Genomic DNA, 15,118 nt, shown 5'->3' with positions numbered 1-15,118 from the left:
TTGAAACTTACTGCCCATCACCAGATGGCATTTCGGCAGCCAGAATCGAAGAAGAAGTCGTTATTACCAACAACGGAGCTCAGGTTATAACCAAGTTCCCAGCTGAGAAGCTGTTTATCACTAACCCCTACTAAGCAACCCAGGGAGCAAGATCTAATTAGTTCCACTCGGGCAAGCGTTGCTTCATGGGCTACTGTTCTCAGTAGAGGTAAGAGATGGCACGTCAAGTAACAATTTCAGAGGTTGCAAAGCTGGCTGGCGTTCACGCGTCAACAGTGTCGCGAGCTCTAAATCCCGCCACCCGCTCGCTCGTGAATGAGAAAACCGCTCGCAGGGTAATAACTGCTGCCGAAAGCTTGAACTATTTTCCAAACATAATGGCTAGGGGTCTTAGGACGAGACTGTCTATGACAATTGGTGTAATCATTCCTGACCTCACCAACCCAATCTTTCCCTCCATAATCCGAGGGATCGAAGGTCACCTAGCCCCTCTTGGCTACACAACTCTTCTAGCTGATGTTGACGGTAGTAATGCGCTAGAGGATTCGGCCATTAGTTCGCTTGTGCAGCGGCAAGTTGACGGACTAATAATTGCAACCGGCGTGGAGCAGAGCTCACTAGTCAAAACCCTCTCTGAGTCTGGCCTGCCGGTCGTGTTGGTGAATCGCGGTGCCAGTGAGACCGGCTATCCCCTTGTTACCGGGGATGACGATATGGGGATTCGTGCCAGCGTCGAACACCTGCATTCGCTTGGGCACAGGAACATGATTCACATTGCAGGCCCTCAATCCTTCTCGACTTCTAGAGGAAGAGCTGATGCTATGAAAAGAGCTTGCGAGGGTAACTCCATGCAATTACGGATAGTCGAGGCAAGTGCTCTTACTGTCGAGCAGGGTGAAAGAGTGACAGATGCTTTATTGGCCGAACCAAACAGAAGCTTTACAGCAATTCAAGCCAGTACGGATCTTTTAGCTCTTGGGGCCCTAAGGGCGATCCGGAAGTTTGGCCTTCGTTGCCCGGAGGACATCTCAGTTTCAGGCTTCAATGACATGCCATTTGCAGAGGAATTCAGCCCAGGCCTCACGACTGTGAGGGTGCCATTGGAAGAAATAGGAATCGAATCAGCAAGACAGCTGATGCGGGCAATTAAAGATGGCCCGGGCTCACCGCTAGTGGTGACGCTTCCAGTTTCCCTAGTAGTTAGAGCGTCCACTGCACCCGCCTCAACTTAAAAAGCCATTTGGGAGCTCGGCTTTGCTAGGCCCCCTCAATTAGTCGGTGGATAATTGCCTAACCAAATAGCAGTTGACACGCCCGGAGTCATGCAATAATCTTTTGCAATCGATTGTAGTATTTGAAGCCTCAGCCAACCGCTGAAAGTTTTATCACTGATGTGTCATGGAGAGCGTGCTTCCAAGAAGGGAACTATCATGAGCGAAAACAAAATGTCTATCGGCTGGATTGGTGCTGGAAGAATGGGCATCCAACTGGCCACGCGTTTGATTGAGGCTGGCTACGACGTTGCGGTCTACAACCGAACGAAGTCAAAGCTGCAGCCCCTGCTTGACATGGGTGCTACCGCTGTCGACCATCCTGTCGATTTGTCTGGCAGAGACTTAGTGTTCAGCATGGTCTCCGCATCTGCAGACCTGAAACAGGTGATGTTGGGTGAGGGCGGCCTTCTCACCGGAAGCACAACCCCAAAAGTGATCGCGGATTCCTCGACAGTATCCACTGAAGCGTCAGCGGAGATTCGAGCGGCCGCCGAAGGACGGGGCGCAGCTTTTCTTGCTACTCCCGTTAGCGGTAACCCAGCAGTAATCGCAGCCGGCAAATTGACGGTTGCAGTTTCGGGGCCGCGAAAGACTTTCGATGAAGTACGATCCGTACTTGAGGTATTTGGCCGTGGCGTCACTTATGTCGGCGAGGGTGAGGTGGCCAGGTTGGTGAAAATTGCGCACAATGTCTTCCTTGGCGTGGTTACTCAGTCTCTATCTGAAATCACGATTCTGGCGGAAAAGGGTGGGGTTAGTCGCGAGGCCTTCCTGACATTCTTGAACGACTCAGTGATGGGCTCAGTGTTTACTCAGTACAAGTCCCCTGCAATGGTGAACTTGGACTTCACCCCAACTTTCACAATGCCACTCTTGCTGAAGGATTTTGATTTGGGTCTTGCCGCTTCTTCAAGCCTAGGAGTGCCGATGCCGGTAGCTTCAGCAACTAGGCAAATAGTTGCCCAGGCAGCCGGATCGGGCAACACCGAAGAGGATTTTGCCACCCTGATGCGAGTTGTTGCGGCGGGAGCGGGCCTCGAGTTGAAGTCTGAGAATTCATCAATAACCGATGGATTAAAAGTAGAGAAGTAGGGCGACAATCCCAGACTTGATTTGCTTGCTGGGCCCGAGAAGATGCATGATTCAACTTATAGCTTGAAGGAGAGTCGCGTGTTATCTGAAAAAGCAATTTTGCGTATTGGGCAATTCAGCGAATCCCCAGTGCTGGCAGTGGCCAGGGCTTTGCGACTCGAAAAAAAGTATGACATTGACTGGACGACGGAGAGAGTCCCTTCGTCCCCGAGTCAGTTTCAGTCCCTGCAAGAGGGAACCATCGACATTGCCATAACGAGTCCCGACAACGTCTTGCTCTACGGAACCACCGATCAAAACCCCATAAAGAAAAAACTCGACCTAAAATTTCTCCGCTCGATAGACCGGGGGCTCGGCCTGGCTCTGTACTCTTCTGCGGCCGTATCGAGAGCGGAAGAGTTTAGGGGTACGACGATCGGCGTCGATGTTCCAAATTCTGGGTTCGCATTTTTGCTATTTTCAATGCTCTCGAACCTCGGAGTTGAGCGCGTTGACTACGAGCTGGAAGCTGTTGGGGCAACACCTAAGAGGCTCGCTGCAATCACAGATGGTGTTGTGGTTGCCACAGTACTCAACGCAGAAACCGCCATTGCGGCCGACAACGCGGGGCTAAAGAAATGGTCTACTTCGAAAGATGTAAGCGACAACTATTTAGGAACGGTGTTGGTTCAAGTCGGTTCGTCGCAAACTGAACAAGTTCACAGATTCTTGGATTTGTGGGAGGACGCAACGGAGGCGATTCTCTCAATGCCCGCGGAGTCACTTTCTCGATTGCTGGCGATCGAGAATCCCAGACTTGCCGACCCAAACTACATCGGCCTGCTCCAAAGCCGGGACTATGGAATCCTTAGAGACTCGCGTGTTACCTCTGAACAGTTGCTGATTTTGGCAGACATCAGGTCTCAGTTTGGAGCCTATAGGCCTTCTGATGAAGCTATCTTGGAGCTTCTAAAAAACTAAGGTAGGGGCTTTGAACATAACGTTTCGGTATACGGGCCGCACAATTCATATCAACGACTTGCATAAACAATTTCATTCGCTAGAGTAGCAACAATCGATTGCAGAAATAGAGATGTTTCAAAAGTGATTCAAGCCAACGGAGGCTAGGTATGCAGATAAGGGATTATCTCCTCAGGAGATTAGCGCTGCTGCCTGTAATCATGCTTGGCGTGAGCGTAATAGTTTTCACTTTGACCCGCTTCACGGGATCTCCTGTCGGAATTTATGCCTCCCCAAATATGTCTCCTGATGAGATTGCGGCCTTGGAGGCTCGGTATTTACTAGATCAACCAATACCTTTCCAGTACGCGGCCTGGATTGGTGGACTGTTCAGAGGAGACCTGGGCTGGTCGGGTGTTTCAGTGGCTCCGGTGACCGAGGTTATCGGACTGAAATTCGCCGCAACTCTTGAGCTGGCAATCGCCGCTGGCCTGATTGCCGTATTTGTCGGAGTTGCACTGGGGACACTTGCTGGGGTTCGCCGGAACAAGGCCCCGGACCATGTAGCGAGGCTATTCTCGATCTTGGGGGCAAGCACACCAACATTTTGGTTTGGCTTGCTTTTGCTGGTTCCTTTTTACCTCTGGCTGGACTGGTTCCCGCTTGGCAGGTCAACACCTGATATTTTTTCTTCCATCATTCATCCAACCGGGATGTACACGCTGGACGCTATCATCGCTCTGAGTCCGGTCGCCTTTTTTGACGCACTTCGTCACCTAGTTCTTCCGGCAGTAGTCCTAGCTTTCGGGGCAATGGCGATTATCGTCCGCATGATGAGGTCCTCCATGGTGGAGGCGATGTCGGAGGAATACGTCGACGCAGCTCGAGCCAAGGGGCTGCCAAATAAGATCGTCATCCGACGCCACGCGAGACGAAACGCGCTCTTGCCTACGACTACGGTCATTGGTCTTAGTTTCGGTTTTCTTCTCCAGGGAGCGGTTGCGGTTGAGCTCATATTCCGCTGGCCGGGCCTTGGGCAGTGGGTCACTAGCGCCGTACTGGCGGGCGATCAGGCAACAATCATGGCTTATGTTTTGATCACAGCATTAATATTTATGACGGTGAACCTTGCCGTCGATATCGCTTATGCCTACTTGGACAGAAGGGTGGTGTTGGGCGGATGACAACTGGCCCTGGAAGCAAGAAAACTGCGCAGTCACCGACGCCTAAGAAAAGCGCTGTCACGGTCAAGTGGGCAAGACGGCTTGAGGTAGGCCGTGAAGTTCTTCGAAACCCTTTGACCGTAATCGGGCTAACGATCATTTTCCTGTTCTTGATGATGGCGGTCTTTGCACCACTTCTTGCAGAGCCGAACCAGCCGGATCCATATCAGAGCCCTCGAGACTGGTCAAACATTGATTCCCCACCGGGAGTAGCAGGGCACGTACTGGGTACGGACTCCACCGGTGGAGATGTTTTGTACGGAATCATCTGGGGGTCAAGGCTGTCACTGCAGCTATCCGTGACCGTTGTGCTCTTCACTCTTGTGTTCGGAACGATGGTTGGAAGCATTGCGGCGATGCGCGGAGGCAGAATTGATAACCTGCTGATGCGCATAGTTGACGTGTTCCTGTCCATCCCGGAGCTGATTTTTGCCCTGGCAATCGCCGCGGTACTTGGGCCGTCGTTCTCCAACATCATCTTGGCTCTTGCAGCTGTGTTTTGGGTCAAGTACGCCAGAATCATTCGCGGGGAGATCATAAAAGTCAAACAGGCCGACTACGTTGCAGCTGCCCGAGTTGTCGGGGATTCGTCGTGGAACATTTATAGGAAGGACGTACTTCCTAATGCTGCAACCCCTCTGATTGTTCAGGCAACTCTTGATATGGGAAACGTCGTTCTTATTGGGGCAACGCTTAGCTTCATCGGACTTGCTCAGGCTGGCTTGACTGAATGGGGAGCACTCGTGAGTGCCGGGCAATCGGGTCTTCTGGCCGGAGAGTGGTGGGTCTCCACCTTTGCGGGGCTTGCAATTGTTCTTTGGGCCCTCGCCTTTAACCTCGTGGGAGACGGTCTTCGGGATGTCCTAGATCCAAAAACGGAAGGGCGCTAAACATGTCCCAAGACTGGCTGCTCAAAGTGGATAATCTGAGCGTTCGTTTTCAATCCCGAGGCGGAGACGCTCACGCGGTCGAGGGCGTGTCTTTTGAGATCCAGCGCGGAGAGACCCTGGCCTTAGTGGGAGAAACTGGCTGTGGGAAGAGTGTTACGGCGCGGTCTATCCTTCGTTTAGTGCCAGAGCCTCCGGGCAAGTACGTGGCTGGGTCAATCAAGCTCAATGTTGAGGGTAAAGGCGTCGTAGACATCCTGTCTGCTTCCACAAAGGAAGTCATGGCGATTCGCGGCGAGCGCATTTCTATGATTTTCCAGGACCCAGGAAAGGCATTGAACCCGTCTTTGACAATCGGGAGTCAACTAGCAGAGGTCTTTGGCCAACATCGAGTTGAAATGATTCTCGAGTCAGCAGGTATTGAACCTGCAAGGGCCTCCCGAGCGGAAAAGCGCATTGCCAAGCAGCGCGCGAGTTTTGTCCAGCTCAGGTTTTTTCAGTTGACCAGAAGATCTAAAGCCGCCGCCTTGCAGAAGTCAATCGATGACGCTGTCGCTCGCTCGCTCGCGGACACCGGGATTCCTAATCCTCGAAAAATCATGAAAAGTTACCCGCATGAGCTTTCTGGTGGCATGAAGCAACGCGTCATGATCGCCCAAGCTTTGGCCTGCGACCCGGATCTCCTAATAGCCGATGAGCCAACCACTGCACTGGACGTGACAATTCAGGCACGTATTTTGGAGCTGATTCAGGACATGCAGAAGCGCCGAGGCATGGCTGTCCTATACATCACTCATGACCTGTCGATAGTTCGAGAATTCGCCGACAGGATCGCGGTTATGTATGCCGGGCACATCGTGGAAACCGGTCCGGCGCAAGAAGTGCTGGCTAATCCTCAGCACCCATATACCAACGGCCTTCTCGGCGCAATTCCTCACAGGAGAACACCGCGCGGTCAACTGGCGGCAATTCCGGGCTCAGTCCCTCAACTAATTGATCCTCCAGAACAGTGCCATTTCGCAAGCAGATGCCAGTGGGCCGCCGAAGCTTGCCTAGGACATGTTCCTCAGCTCCACACGATCCAACCAAATAGGAAGGTCGCGTGCTTTAGGTTCGAGGAAGCTGAGAGCCTATCTGTTGCCAAAACGGACATGCCTATTCCGGCAGAAATTAGCGGAGAGGCTAGGCGATGACTACTGCAAGCAGCTCGAGTTCACTTCACACTGTTGACACGGATTCGGTGGTAACCCTCAATGATGTGAAGGTTCATTATCCCGTCAAGGAAGGCGCTCTCCAGAGAGTAACCGGCCATGTAAAGGCCGTTGATGGAGTGGATCTGAGCATAGCTCGTGGAAAGACACTGGGACTTGTCGGAGAGTCGGGATGCGGAAAAACCACCCTTGGCCGTGTAATTTCTGGACTCGTGGCACCCACAGGTGGAGACATATGGATGGACCTCTCAGCCCAACAGCAACTAGACGTCAACAGATTGCGCGGGGTAAATGAGGCTGAGATGACAGCCCAAGACCGTCAGATGTGGAAGGACCTAACCCTAAACAGCAGACTCGGCTCTATGTCTCGAGAGAAACAGAGGCAGTACCGACGGAATTGTCAGGTTGTTTTTCAGGATGCGTTCTCCTCTTTGAATCCGAGACAGCTAGTCCGGGACATAGTCGGTAGGCCCTTACGTGTTCATGAGCAAACTTCAGGTGCCGAACTCGACAAGAAAGTTATTGAGCTACTTGAGCGCGTAGGCCTTGGCGCCGAGCACCTACTCAGGTTTCCGCATCAGTTCTCTGGGGGGCAGCGGCAGAGGATCTCAATCGCTCGAGCGCTGGCACTCAACCCAGAGTTCGTGATTCTTGACGAGCCGACAAGCGCTCTAGACGTTTCTGTCCAGGCGCAAATCTTGAATCTTTTGGTTGACCTCCAGGCTGAGATGGGGTTGACATATCTCTTCATCACCCACGACCTTGGTGTTGTTCAGCACATGGCAGATCACATAGCAGTCATGTATCTAGGTCAAATTGTGGAGTACGGCCCAACTGACCAAGTTTTCGATAGCCCACTCCATCCGTACTCAAGAGTTCTTCGTGATTCCAACCCATCTTTGGAGGGTGAGCGAAACCGAGATTGGGAGCTTTCTGGAACAGTTCCGAACCCAATTGAGCCTCCGCACGGATGCAGACTGCACCCGAGATGCCCTGTCGCAGCGGCAGGCTGCGGATGGTCTGTTTCAGATGTCATGAGCAGGACTGAAGAGAATTCCCCAGTTATTTTCGAGACGATCAAGACTGTAGACAGAAGCGACGACTACAACGCCCAGATCAACTTCGAAAATGAGGGGGATGCTCAAGGATTCGTGTCTCAGCTGAATGGATCCGTCATCAATGAGTCAATGCACCGGCCCCCCGAAGTTAGAGGCGCGTCAGTGAAAGTCTCATTCAACGAGGTTAGCGACGCTTCCCTGGAGCAGATTCAAGACGGTCGTTGGAGTTCATGCATTAGAACCCAGGAACGTGGAACATTGCCAGACCTAAACAAATCACAACAAGTTAACGGGAAAGAAGGGCAGTAATGAAAATGCAAACAATTAAGCGCAAGCATTCTTCTGCGCATTCACGGCCACGAATTGTGGCCTCAATAGCTGGGCTAGCCTCCCTAACACTGGTGTTGGCGGCTTGCACGGCTGCCAGCAGTCCGGAAGGTAGCAGCAATTCCGACGGCAGCTCATCTACCGAGATTCGCAATGCGGGTGTTATCGTTCACGCGCAAAATGGAGAGCCGGCGAGCCTTGATCCTGCTCGCACTGAACAGGGCGAAAAGGGCGAGGCCTTTATCGACAACGTTTATGAAAGACTGGTGGACGTTGGTCCAAGCGGGCCTGACCTAATTCCGTCACTCGCAACAGAGATTCCAACACTAGAAAATGGCCTGGTCAGCGAAGATCGCCTCACCTATACCTTCCCGCTTCGGGAAGGGGTCGTATTTCACGACGGCACTGACTTCACCGCAGAAGATGTTCTTTATTCATGGGAAAGAGTCATCACGATGAACCTGCCTGAGGGTCAGGCGGGGGCACTAGTTGATTCAGTTGACTCCATGAGAGTTGTGGATGACTTCACATTCGAAGTAACCATCCAGGAGCCGGACGCATCATTCCTATATTCGGTTGTTCTCAACACCGTGGCATCAATTGTTAGCCCAGAATCCGTTGAGGCCAATGGCGGAATACAGGCAGACACTCCAAGCGAGTGGATGGACACAAACATGGTGGGCACCGGCCCTTACGTTTTCGGTGAATGGAAACGTGGAGAGTCCCTCACGATGATTGTCTTTGAAAACTACTGGGGAGAACCCGCCAAGGTCGATGTTCGCTGGGATATCACTCCTGAGGAAAGCTCGCGAGTCTTGGCTCTTCGAGCAGGGGACGCGGACATCATTGACATCTCACCTTCAAACGTTGGGGACGTTTCAGACGTAGAAGGAGTGACTATTTTTGAGGGCGGACTATTGCTAGAGCCAATTCACCTTGGCTTCAACATGAAATCCGATAACTTGCCGTCTAGCGACACCATCCCAATGGATTTCTTTGCAGACAAGAGAATTCGTCAGGCATTCAGCTACGCGTTCGATTACGACACCTACATCAATTCATTCCTTGATGGGTATGGGGCTCGTTACACCGCCTACATCCCGCAGGGTGTGTTCGGGTATGACGAAAATGCTCCTATCTATGAGTATGACTTGGATATGGCAGCTGAGCTGATGAAGCAGACTCCTTACTGGGAGACAGGCTTCACCGTTTCAGTTCTAGTACAAGCCGGTGAGCCTGAGTTTGAAGGCGTTGCGCTTCTCATGAAGGATGGAGTTGAGAAGATGAACCCGAATTTCAGGGTGAATGTTGTCAGTCAGGCTGAAACTCAGTTTGATGAGAACCTTGGAGCCGATCCTGTACCGTATGCACTTTGGGTGAAAAATGCTGACCCAGGTGCGGACCCTCATCAGTTCTTCGACCCACACCAGCACCCAGATGGAGATTGGGGAACTAAGCACGGCATGAGAGATGCCTATGAAGATCCAGACAAGATCGCTGAACTAATTGATGCTGGTAAGGCAACTGTTGATCCAGATAAGCGCCTTGCAATTTATGCAGAACTTCAGCAACTTCTGTATGAAGACCCCATGTGGGTATACGCAGCGCAAGAAGGTCTTGCCTACCCTTACCGCTCGTGGTTGGGGGACTTCAATATCAACCCGCTATGGCGCGGACCGCATTATGAGTACTACACCAAGGGCTAATTTCACTTAGCCAAAGTTACACGGCGGCTTTGAGGCTGGAGAAATCTTCTCTCCAGCCTCAGAGCCCGCATGCCAATTTCGAAACTAAAAAAACCAGCGCACTCTTCCAGGAGAATAAATGAGCGACACCGCGTTCGAACCAAAGCCTTTGGTTCCTGCACTCGACTTTGACAACCGCATGATCCCGGCTCACGGAACGACTTCGGTCGATTTTGAAGAGCGGGTTGATTACAAGCGCTTGCGTGCCTATCGCTTGGCTCGCGCGGTTAAGTCCCTCGAGGCAACCGAGTGCGGTGCGTTTTTACTTTTTGACTTTTACAACATTCGCTACACAACTCAAACTTGGATCGCTGGAGCTCTTGGTGACAAGATGTCCCGCTACGCGCTTCTGACGCGCGACGGCAAGCCACACATCTGGGACTTTGGTTCCGCTGCAAAGCACCACCAACTTTTTGCACCCTGGATAGAGCCAGGTCACTCTCACGCTGGAATGCTTGGTCTACGAGGCGCAATCCACCCAGAGGTTGGACTAATGAAGGACGCGGTCAAGACCATCAAGGGCATGCTTGCAGATGCTGGAGTTGACCACCTTCCAGTTGGCGTTGACATCGTTGAGCCAGCATTCTTATTTGAAATGCAGGCTCAGGGATTGTTCGTTGTTGATATCCAACAGGACATGCTTGACGCCCGATCAATCAAAAATGTCGACGAGATCATGCTGTTGTCACAGGCAGCTGCGATGGTTGATGGTGTTTACCAAGACATCACCGATGCGCTTAGGCCTGGAATCAAGGAAAACGAAATCGTTGCTCTTGCTTCCAAGAAGCTATTCGAACTTGGGTCAGAACAAGTTGAAGCGATTAACGCAGTCTCTGGAGAGCGTTGCAACCCGCACCCACACAACTTCACCGATCGCATCATTCGCCCGGGCGACCAGGCGTTTTTTGACATCATTCACTCTTACCAGGGCTACCGCACCTGCTACTACCGCACCTTCTCGGTCGGTCGCTCCACTCCTGCTCAGCATGATGCTTATGCCAAGGCAAGAGAATGGATGGATGCCGCAATCGACAAGGTTGCCGATGGCGTTGGAACCGACGAGGTTGCCAAGCTATGGCCAAAGGCCACCGACATTGGCTTTGCCAATGAGATGGATGCTTTCGGTCTGCAGTTTGGTCATGGACTTGGTCTTGGCTTGCACGAGCGCCCGATTATCTCGCGCCTAAACAGCTTGAGCCACCCGGTTGAAATCAAGGCCGGCATGGTCTTCGCTCTTGAAACTTACTGCCCATCACCGGATGGCATTTCGGCAGCCAGGATCGAAGAGGAAGTCGTTATTACCAACAACGGAGCTCAGGTTATAACCAAGTTCCCAGCCGAAAAGCTGTTTGTCACTAACCCTTACTAGTCCTAGCTGTCGGGCTTTAGTGTTATTTGAGCCATCGCGGCCCAGTCTTGATTAGCTAAGGTTGGGTCTGCAATTGCAGCGTTCATGAGCTCCATCAAGACGTGGGCTGTGGGCATTTCGAGTTGAGACTCCGCCGCGCTGTCCATGGCCAATTGAAGGTCTTTTTTACCGAGCTCCATTGAGAACATGACTGGCTGATATTCCCGATCTGCAATCTGTGCTCCATAGCCCTTGTAGACGACCGATGAAAAAAGTGTTGAGGTTAATAGCTCCACGAAGGCTTTGCCTGAAACACCGTTTCTCTCCACGAGTGCCACCGACTCGGCAATAGCTTGAATGGCGTGCAGAATGTTGTAGTTAACGGCAATTTTCACAAGATTGGCTGTGGCCGGCTGACTAGAGATATTCCAAATTCTGGATCCCATCGCCTCGAGTAATGGCAGCGCCTGTGCGATAGCGGATTCATCGCCGCCTGCGAGAATGTTCAGCTCGCCGGCCTCGGCCACATTAGGCCTGCCGAGCACTGGAGCTGAAACATACTTTGCCCCGGCTTCTAGAAACCTTTGGGAAAGCTCGCGGCCCTTTTCTGGAGAGATGCTTGCCATTCCAATGTGAATAGTTCCAGCGGTGAGGTTCTCTGCCGCTAAAACGACGTCATGAACATTGTCGTTGGCAAGCATCGAGAAGGAAATCGACTGAGACAGGGCGTCCTTGGCGGATTCAGCAGCTTCACCCCCAGCCTCAAGGAATTTCAGAAGCGGTGCTTGGGAGCGGTTCCATGCGAGAACTGGGTGACCTGACATGACCAAATTGTTGGCCATGGCGAGTCCCATAGTGCCGAGACCAAGAAACCCAACCCGCGTCAAGTAGCTATGCCTTCCAGACAGTTTTTAGGTTGCAGAACTCCTTGATGCCGGCATCTGACAACTCGCGACCAAAGCCTGAGTCCTTGATGCCACCAAATGCTAGCTCTGGGTAAGAAATCGTCATGCCGTTTACGAAGACAGCACCTGCCTGCAGGTGCTGAACGAAGTAATCCTGCTCAGCAGTGTCCTTACTCCAAACAGCAGAGGAAAGACCAAAGGTTGTTTGGTTGGCGATCTTGATCGCCTCTTCCTTGTTGGCAACCTTGTAGATGCTGGCAACTGGACCAAAAGCCTCTTCCATGACAAGTCTCATGTCATTGGTTAGTCCATCAATAACGGTTGCTGGGTAGAAGAAGCCCGGTCCCTCTGGAGTTTCGCCACCGCAAAGAATGTTTGCGCCCTTTGCTTTGGCGTCCTCAACTAGCTCGACAATATCGCGCTTGCCGTTGGCTGTTGCCAACGGTCCAAGCTGAACCGTCTCGTCCATCGGGTCGCCCATTTTTAGCGCGCTCATCTTCGAAACAAAACTTTCCACAAACTGGTCGTACACGTCTGCAAAGACCAAGAAGCGCTTTCCTGCGATACAGGATTGCCCGTTGTTGTTGATTCTGGCGGCTACTGCAGTTGTCGCGGCAGCTTCGATGTCAGCATGTGCCGTTACAACAAAAGCATCAGAACCACCAAGCTCCATAACCGAAGGCTTGATTTGTCGTCCTGCTCGCTCAGCAACTGCACGGCCGGCAGGCTCGGAACCGGTAAGGGTAACGGCCTTTATGCGCCAGTCGTCAATCACATTTGCAACGCTGGATGCCGAGATCATAAGGGTTATGAAGGAACCCTCAGGGAAGCCTGCGCGGGTGAAGATGTCATTCAAGTAAAGGGCAGACTGCGGAACGTTTGACGCGTGCTTTAGCACTCCGGAGTTTCCAGCCATTAGGGCTGGACCTGCAAACCTAATTACCTGCCAAAGCGGGTAGTTCCATGGCATCACTGCCAATACGACACCCAGTGGCTGCCAGATAGCCATTGCTTGGCTGGCGTTCACCTTTGATGGGTCGGCTAGCACCTGCGGTGCTAGAAATTCTTCGGCCTTTTCAGCGTAGAAGCGCATGCTCTTGGCACACTTGAGGACTTCTCCTCGGGACTGCGCAATTGGCTTGCCCATTTCGCGGGTGAGCATGATTGCGGTTTGCTCTACTTCGCTTTCAATTAGGTCAGCAGCTTTGATCATCAAGGCGGCGCGCTCGGCGTAGCTCATTGCTCTAAGAGTCTCGTGGGCGGTCTGCGCCAGGGCAATTCGGGTCTCTACCTCAGCCGGTGTGTGAAGCTCTACTTTAAATTCAGTTTCGCCGGTAGCCGGGTTGATGGTTGCCATTGCCATTGGGGCCTCATTCTAGATAGAGATGGTTTTTCACTTGGATTTATCTGTTGCCTGTACCCAACCTACCAACTACTTGCTGCAAGTTGAAATTGGGCAATTGGATACATTTTAGCTAATGCAAAGCCTAAAGTCGGCTGAATTGCAGAAAAAATGCAAGGATTGTATGCAATCGAATACTCCAACCAGGCTCATCTTCAGCGCAGATGGTCCAGAAATGGCAGATACATGAGACTAGCAAACAAGGTAGCGATTGTGACTGGTGGCTCCAGAGGCATTGGACGCGCGACTGCAGAGCTTTTTGCTGAGCAGGGGGCAAAGGTTTATGTCCTTGACCTGAGCTTAGATGAAGCTTTTACTGACCTCGAGATCAGCTTCGTCCCCCATGACGTGACAGACGGTATTGCCTGGGAAAACGTCGTAAGTCAGATCATTAAAGAAGCCGGGCACATAGATATTTTGTTTAACAACGCTGGCATTGTTGGGTCATACGAAGGTATTGAAACTATTGAGCTGAACGACTGGACCAAGATTTTGGACATCAACCTAAATGGTGTGTTCCTGGGAACCAGAGCGGTCTTGCCGCACATGCGTGCTGCCGGCAAGGGGTCAATTGTTCACAACTCTTCTATGTGGGGAGTGGTCGGTGCAGTCGGTGTTGCGGCCTACACCGCATCCAAGGGAGCGGTTCGGGCCCTCAGCAAAAATGTTGCCCTCACCTACGCACCGGATGGTATTCGCTCTAACTCAATTCATCCGGGGATCATCGCAACCCCTCTGGTGATGGCACAGGATAAGTCCATGACCCAGGAGATTGTCGCCAAGACTCCTCTTGGTCGCCTTGGTACCGCAAGGGAAGTCGCCTTCGGGGCATTGTTTCTCGCGAGCGATGAATCCAGCTACGTAACCGGAACCGAGTTGATAATCGATGGCGGCCACACTGCTCAGTAGCTAAGGAGTAAGTAGCTAGATATCTCAGCCAACTGAAGAGGCTAAGATTCTGTCTGATAACCGAAGGAGACCAGCGTGGAGGAAAAAGACCGAGGCTCAAGCGAGAAAATCGCCAATGAGCTCCGTGCGCAAATTCTTTCCGGCGACCTACTTCCGGGGTCTCGAATCCTGCAAGAGCAACTGGCAGTCGAATTTGGTGCCAGCCGGCTACCGGTCCGAGACGCACTGCGTCGTCTGCAAGCAGACGGACTGGTAACAATCGTTGTCAACACCGGTGCCTGGGTATCTAAACTAAACAAAACCGAGTGCGAAGAGGCCTATCTCATTCGCGAGAAACTGGAGCCGCTTCTCGGACGCCGAAGCGCAGAGCAGATGCATCCAGACACAATTGTCGAATTACAAAAACTCTTAGAACAGATGGAATCTTGTGACGATGTCGCCCAGTTCTTGAGGCTCGACAGGGAATTTCACCTGCTTTCCTACTCGCATGGACCTGCCGGAATGATCAAGGACCTAGTGGAGCGTCTTTGGAACACCACTCAGCATTACCGTCGAGCATTCGTGAAGCTAAGCGGACTCGAAAAAGACAGCGTCACCCACCTAGAGCACCGATTAATTCTGGACACTTTGGTTCGTGGCGACTTGGATGAGCTAGAAGTAATTCTGGGCGCTCACATTCGCCGCACCCGCAAGTCGCTGGTCGCACACCCAGAGATTTTTGACTAAGAATCGAAGCCGATTCAAGTCTAATTAGAGCCCAACCGGAGGCTAATTGCCCAACTTTTTTCTCATCGGAAA

At 52.1% G+C, this 15,118-nt stretch carries 13 protein-coding genes; 11 read left to right on the top strand and 2 right to left on the bottom strand.

Annotated features, from left to right (window positions below; genetic code table 11):
- Positions 1–215: 215 nt before the first annotated feature.
- The 9 genes from IMCC13023_RS06825 (at position 216) to IMCC13023_RS06785 (ending at position 11,125) form a co-directional block, all read left to right on the top strand.
- Positions 216–1,232 carry a LacI family DNA-binding transcriptional regulator gene (locus IMCC13023_RS06825; protein WP_007542682.1) on the top strand — a complete coding sequence of 339 codons (1,017 nt, stop codon included), beginning with the start codon at positions 216–218 and terminating at the stop codon, positions 1,230–1,232.
- Between the two features lie 198 nt (positions 1,233–1,430).
- Positions 1,431–2,366, top strand: coding sequence for an NAD(P)-dependent oxidoreductase (locus tag IMCC13023_RS06820; RefSeq protein ID WP_007542680.1), 936 nt, complete (start codon positions 1,431–1,433; stop codon positions 2,364–2,366).
- 78 nt (positions 2,367–2,444) lie between these two features.
- On the top strand, positions 2,445–3,326 hold the full coding sequence (locus IMCC13023_RS06815) for a substrate-binding domain-containing protein (RefSeq protein ID WP_007542678.1): 882 nt from the start codon (positions 2,445–2,447) through the stop codon (positions 3,324–3,326).
- A gap of 149 nt (positions 3,327–3,475) precedes the next feature.
- Positions 3,476–4,489: an ABC transporter permease gene (locus IMCC13023_RS06810; RefSeq protein ID WP_007542676.1), complete on the top strand. Its 1,014-nt coding sequence runs from the start codon at positions 3,476–3,478 to the stop codon at positions 4,487–4,489.
- Complete coding sequence (locus IMCC13023_RS06805) at positions 4,486–5,418, top strand: ABC transporter permease (RefSeq protein ID WP_007542675.1); 933 nt, start codon at positions 4,486–4,488, stop codon at positions 5,416–5,418. Before IMCC13023_RS06810 ends, IMCC13023_RS06805 begins: the two co-directional genes overlap by 4 nt.
- 2 nt (positions 5,419–5,420) lie before the next feature.
- Positions 5,421–6,608, top strand: coding sequence for an ABC transporter ATP-binding protein (locus IMCC13023_RS06800; RefSeq protein ID WP_007542672.1), 1,188 nt, complete (start codon positions 5,421–5,423; stop codon positions 6,606–6,608).
- Positions 6,605–7,993 carry an ABC transporter ATP-binding protein gene (locus IMCC13023_RS07430; RefSeq protein WP_007542671.1) on the top strand — a complete coding sequence of 463 codons (1,389 nt, stop codon included), beginning with the start codon at positions 6,605–6,607 and terminating at the stop codon, positions 7,991–7,993. The genes IMCC13023_RS06800 and IMCC13023_RS07430 overlap by 4 nt, the downstream gene beginning before the upstream one ends.
- Complete coding sequence (locus tag IMCC13023_RS06790) at positions 7,993–9,717, top strand: ABC transporter substrate-binding protein (protein WP_040325549.1); 1,725 nt, start codon at positions 7,993–7,995, stop codon at positions 9,715–9,717. Before IMCC13023_RS07430 ends, IMCC13023_RS06790 begins: the two co-directional genes overlap by 1 nt.
- Before the next feature lie 118 nt (positions 9,718–9,835).
- Positions 9,836–11,125 carry a M24 family metallopeptidase gene (locus IMCC13023_RS06785; protein ID WP_007542666.1) on the top strand — a complete coding sequence of 430 codons (1,290 nt, stop codon included), beginning with the start codon at positions 9,836–9,838 and terminating at the stop codon, positions 11,123–11,125.
- A 2-nt stretch (positions 11,126–11,127) separates the two neighbouring features.
- Here IMCC13023_RS06785 and IMCC13023_RS06780 read toward each other — a convergent pair whose 3' ends face one another.
- Together IMCC13023_RS06780 and IMCC13023_RS06775 are read right to left on the bottom strand one after the other, a co-directional pair.
- Positions 11,128–11,991, bottom strand: a complete 864-nt coding sequence (locus IMCC13023_RS06780; protein WP_081478876.1) for an NAD(P)-dependent oxidoreductase — start codon at positions 11,989–11,991, stop codon at positions 11,128–11,130.
- 4 nt (positions 11,992–11,995) lie between these two features.
- Positions 11,996–13,372, bottom strand: a complete 1,377-nt coding sequence (locus IMCC13023_RS06775) for an aldehyde dehydrogenase family protein (RefSeq protein ID WP_007542662.1) — start codon at positions 13,370–13,372, stop codon at positions 11,996–11,998.
- Positions 13,373–13,522: 150 nt separating this feature from the next.
- On the opposite strand from IMCC13023_RS06775, the gene IMCC13023_RS06770 reads away from it, so the two are divergent.
- Positions 13,523–14,320 carry an SDR family NAD(P)-dependent oxidoreductase gene (locus IMCC13023_RS06770; RefSeq protein ID WP_007542660.1) on the top strand — a complete coding sequence of 266 codons (798 nt, stop codon included), beginning with the start codon at positions 13,523–13,525 and terminating at the stop codon, positions 14,318–14,320.
- A gap of 75 nt (positions 14,321–14,395) precedes the next feature.
- Positions 14,396–15,046, top strand: coding sequence for a GntR family transcriptional regulator (locus IMCC13023_RS06765; RefSeq protein WP_007542658.1), 651 nt, complete (start codon positions 14,396–14,398; stop codon positions 15,044–15,046).
- Positions 15,047–15,118: the final 72 nt, after the last annotated feature.

Source organism: Candidatus Aquiluna sp. IMCC13023, assembly GCF_000257665.1.
Classification (GTDB): domain Bacteria; phylum Actinomycetota; class Actinomycetes; order Actinomycetales; family Microbacteriaceae; genus Aquiluna.
The sequence above is the reverse complement of the archived record's forward strand: the minus strand, read 5'-3'. Positions and strand labels throughout refer to the sequence as shown.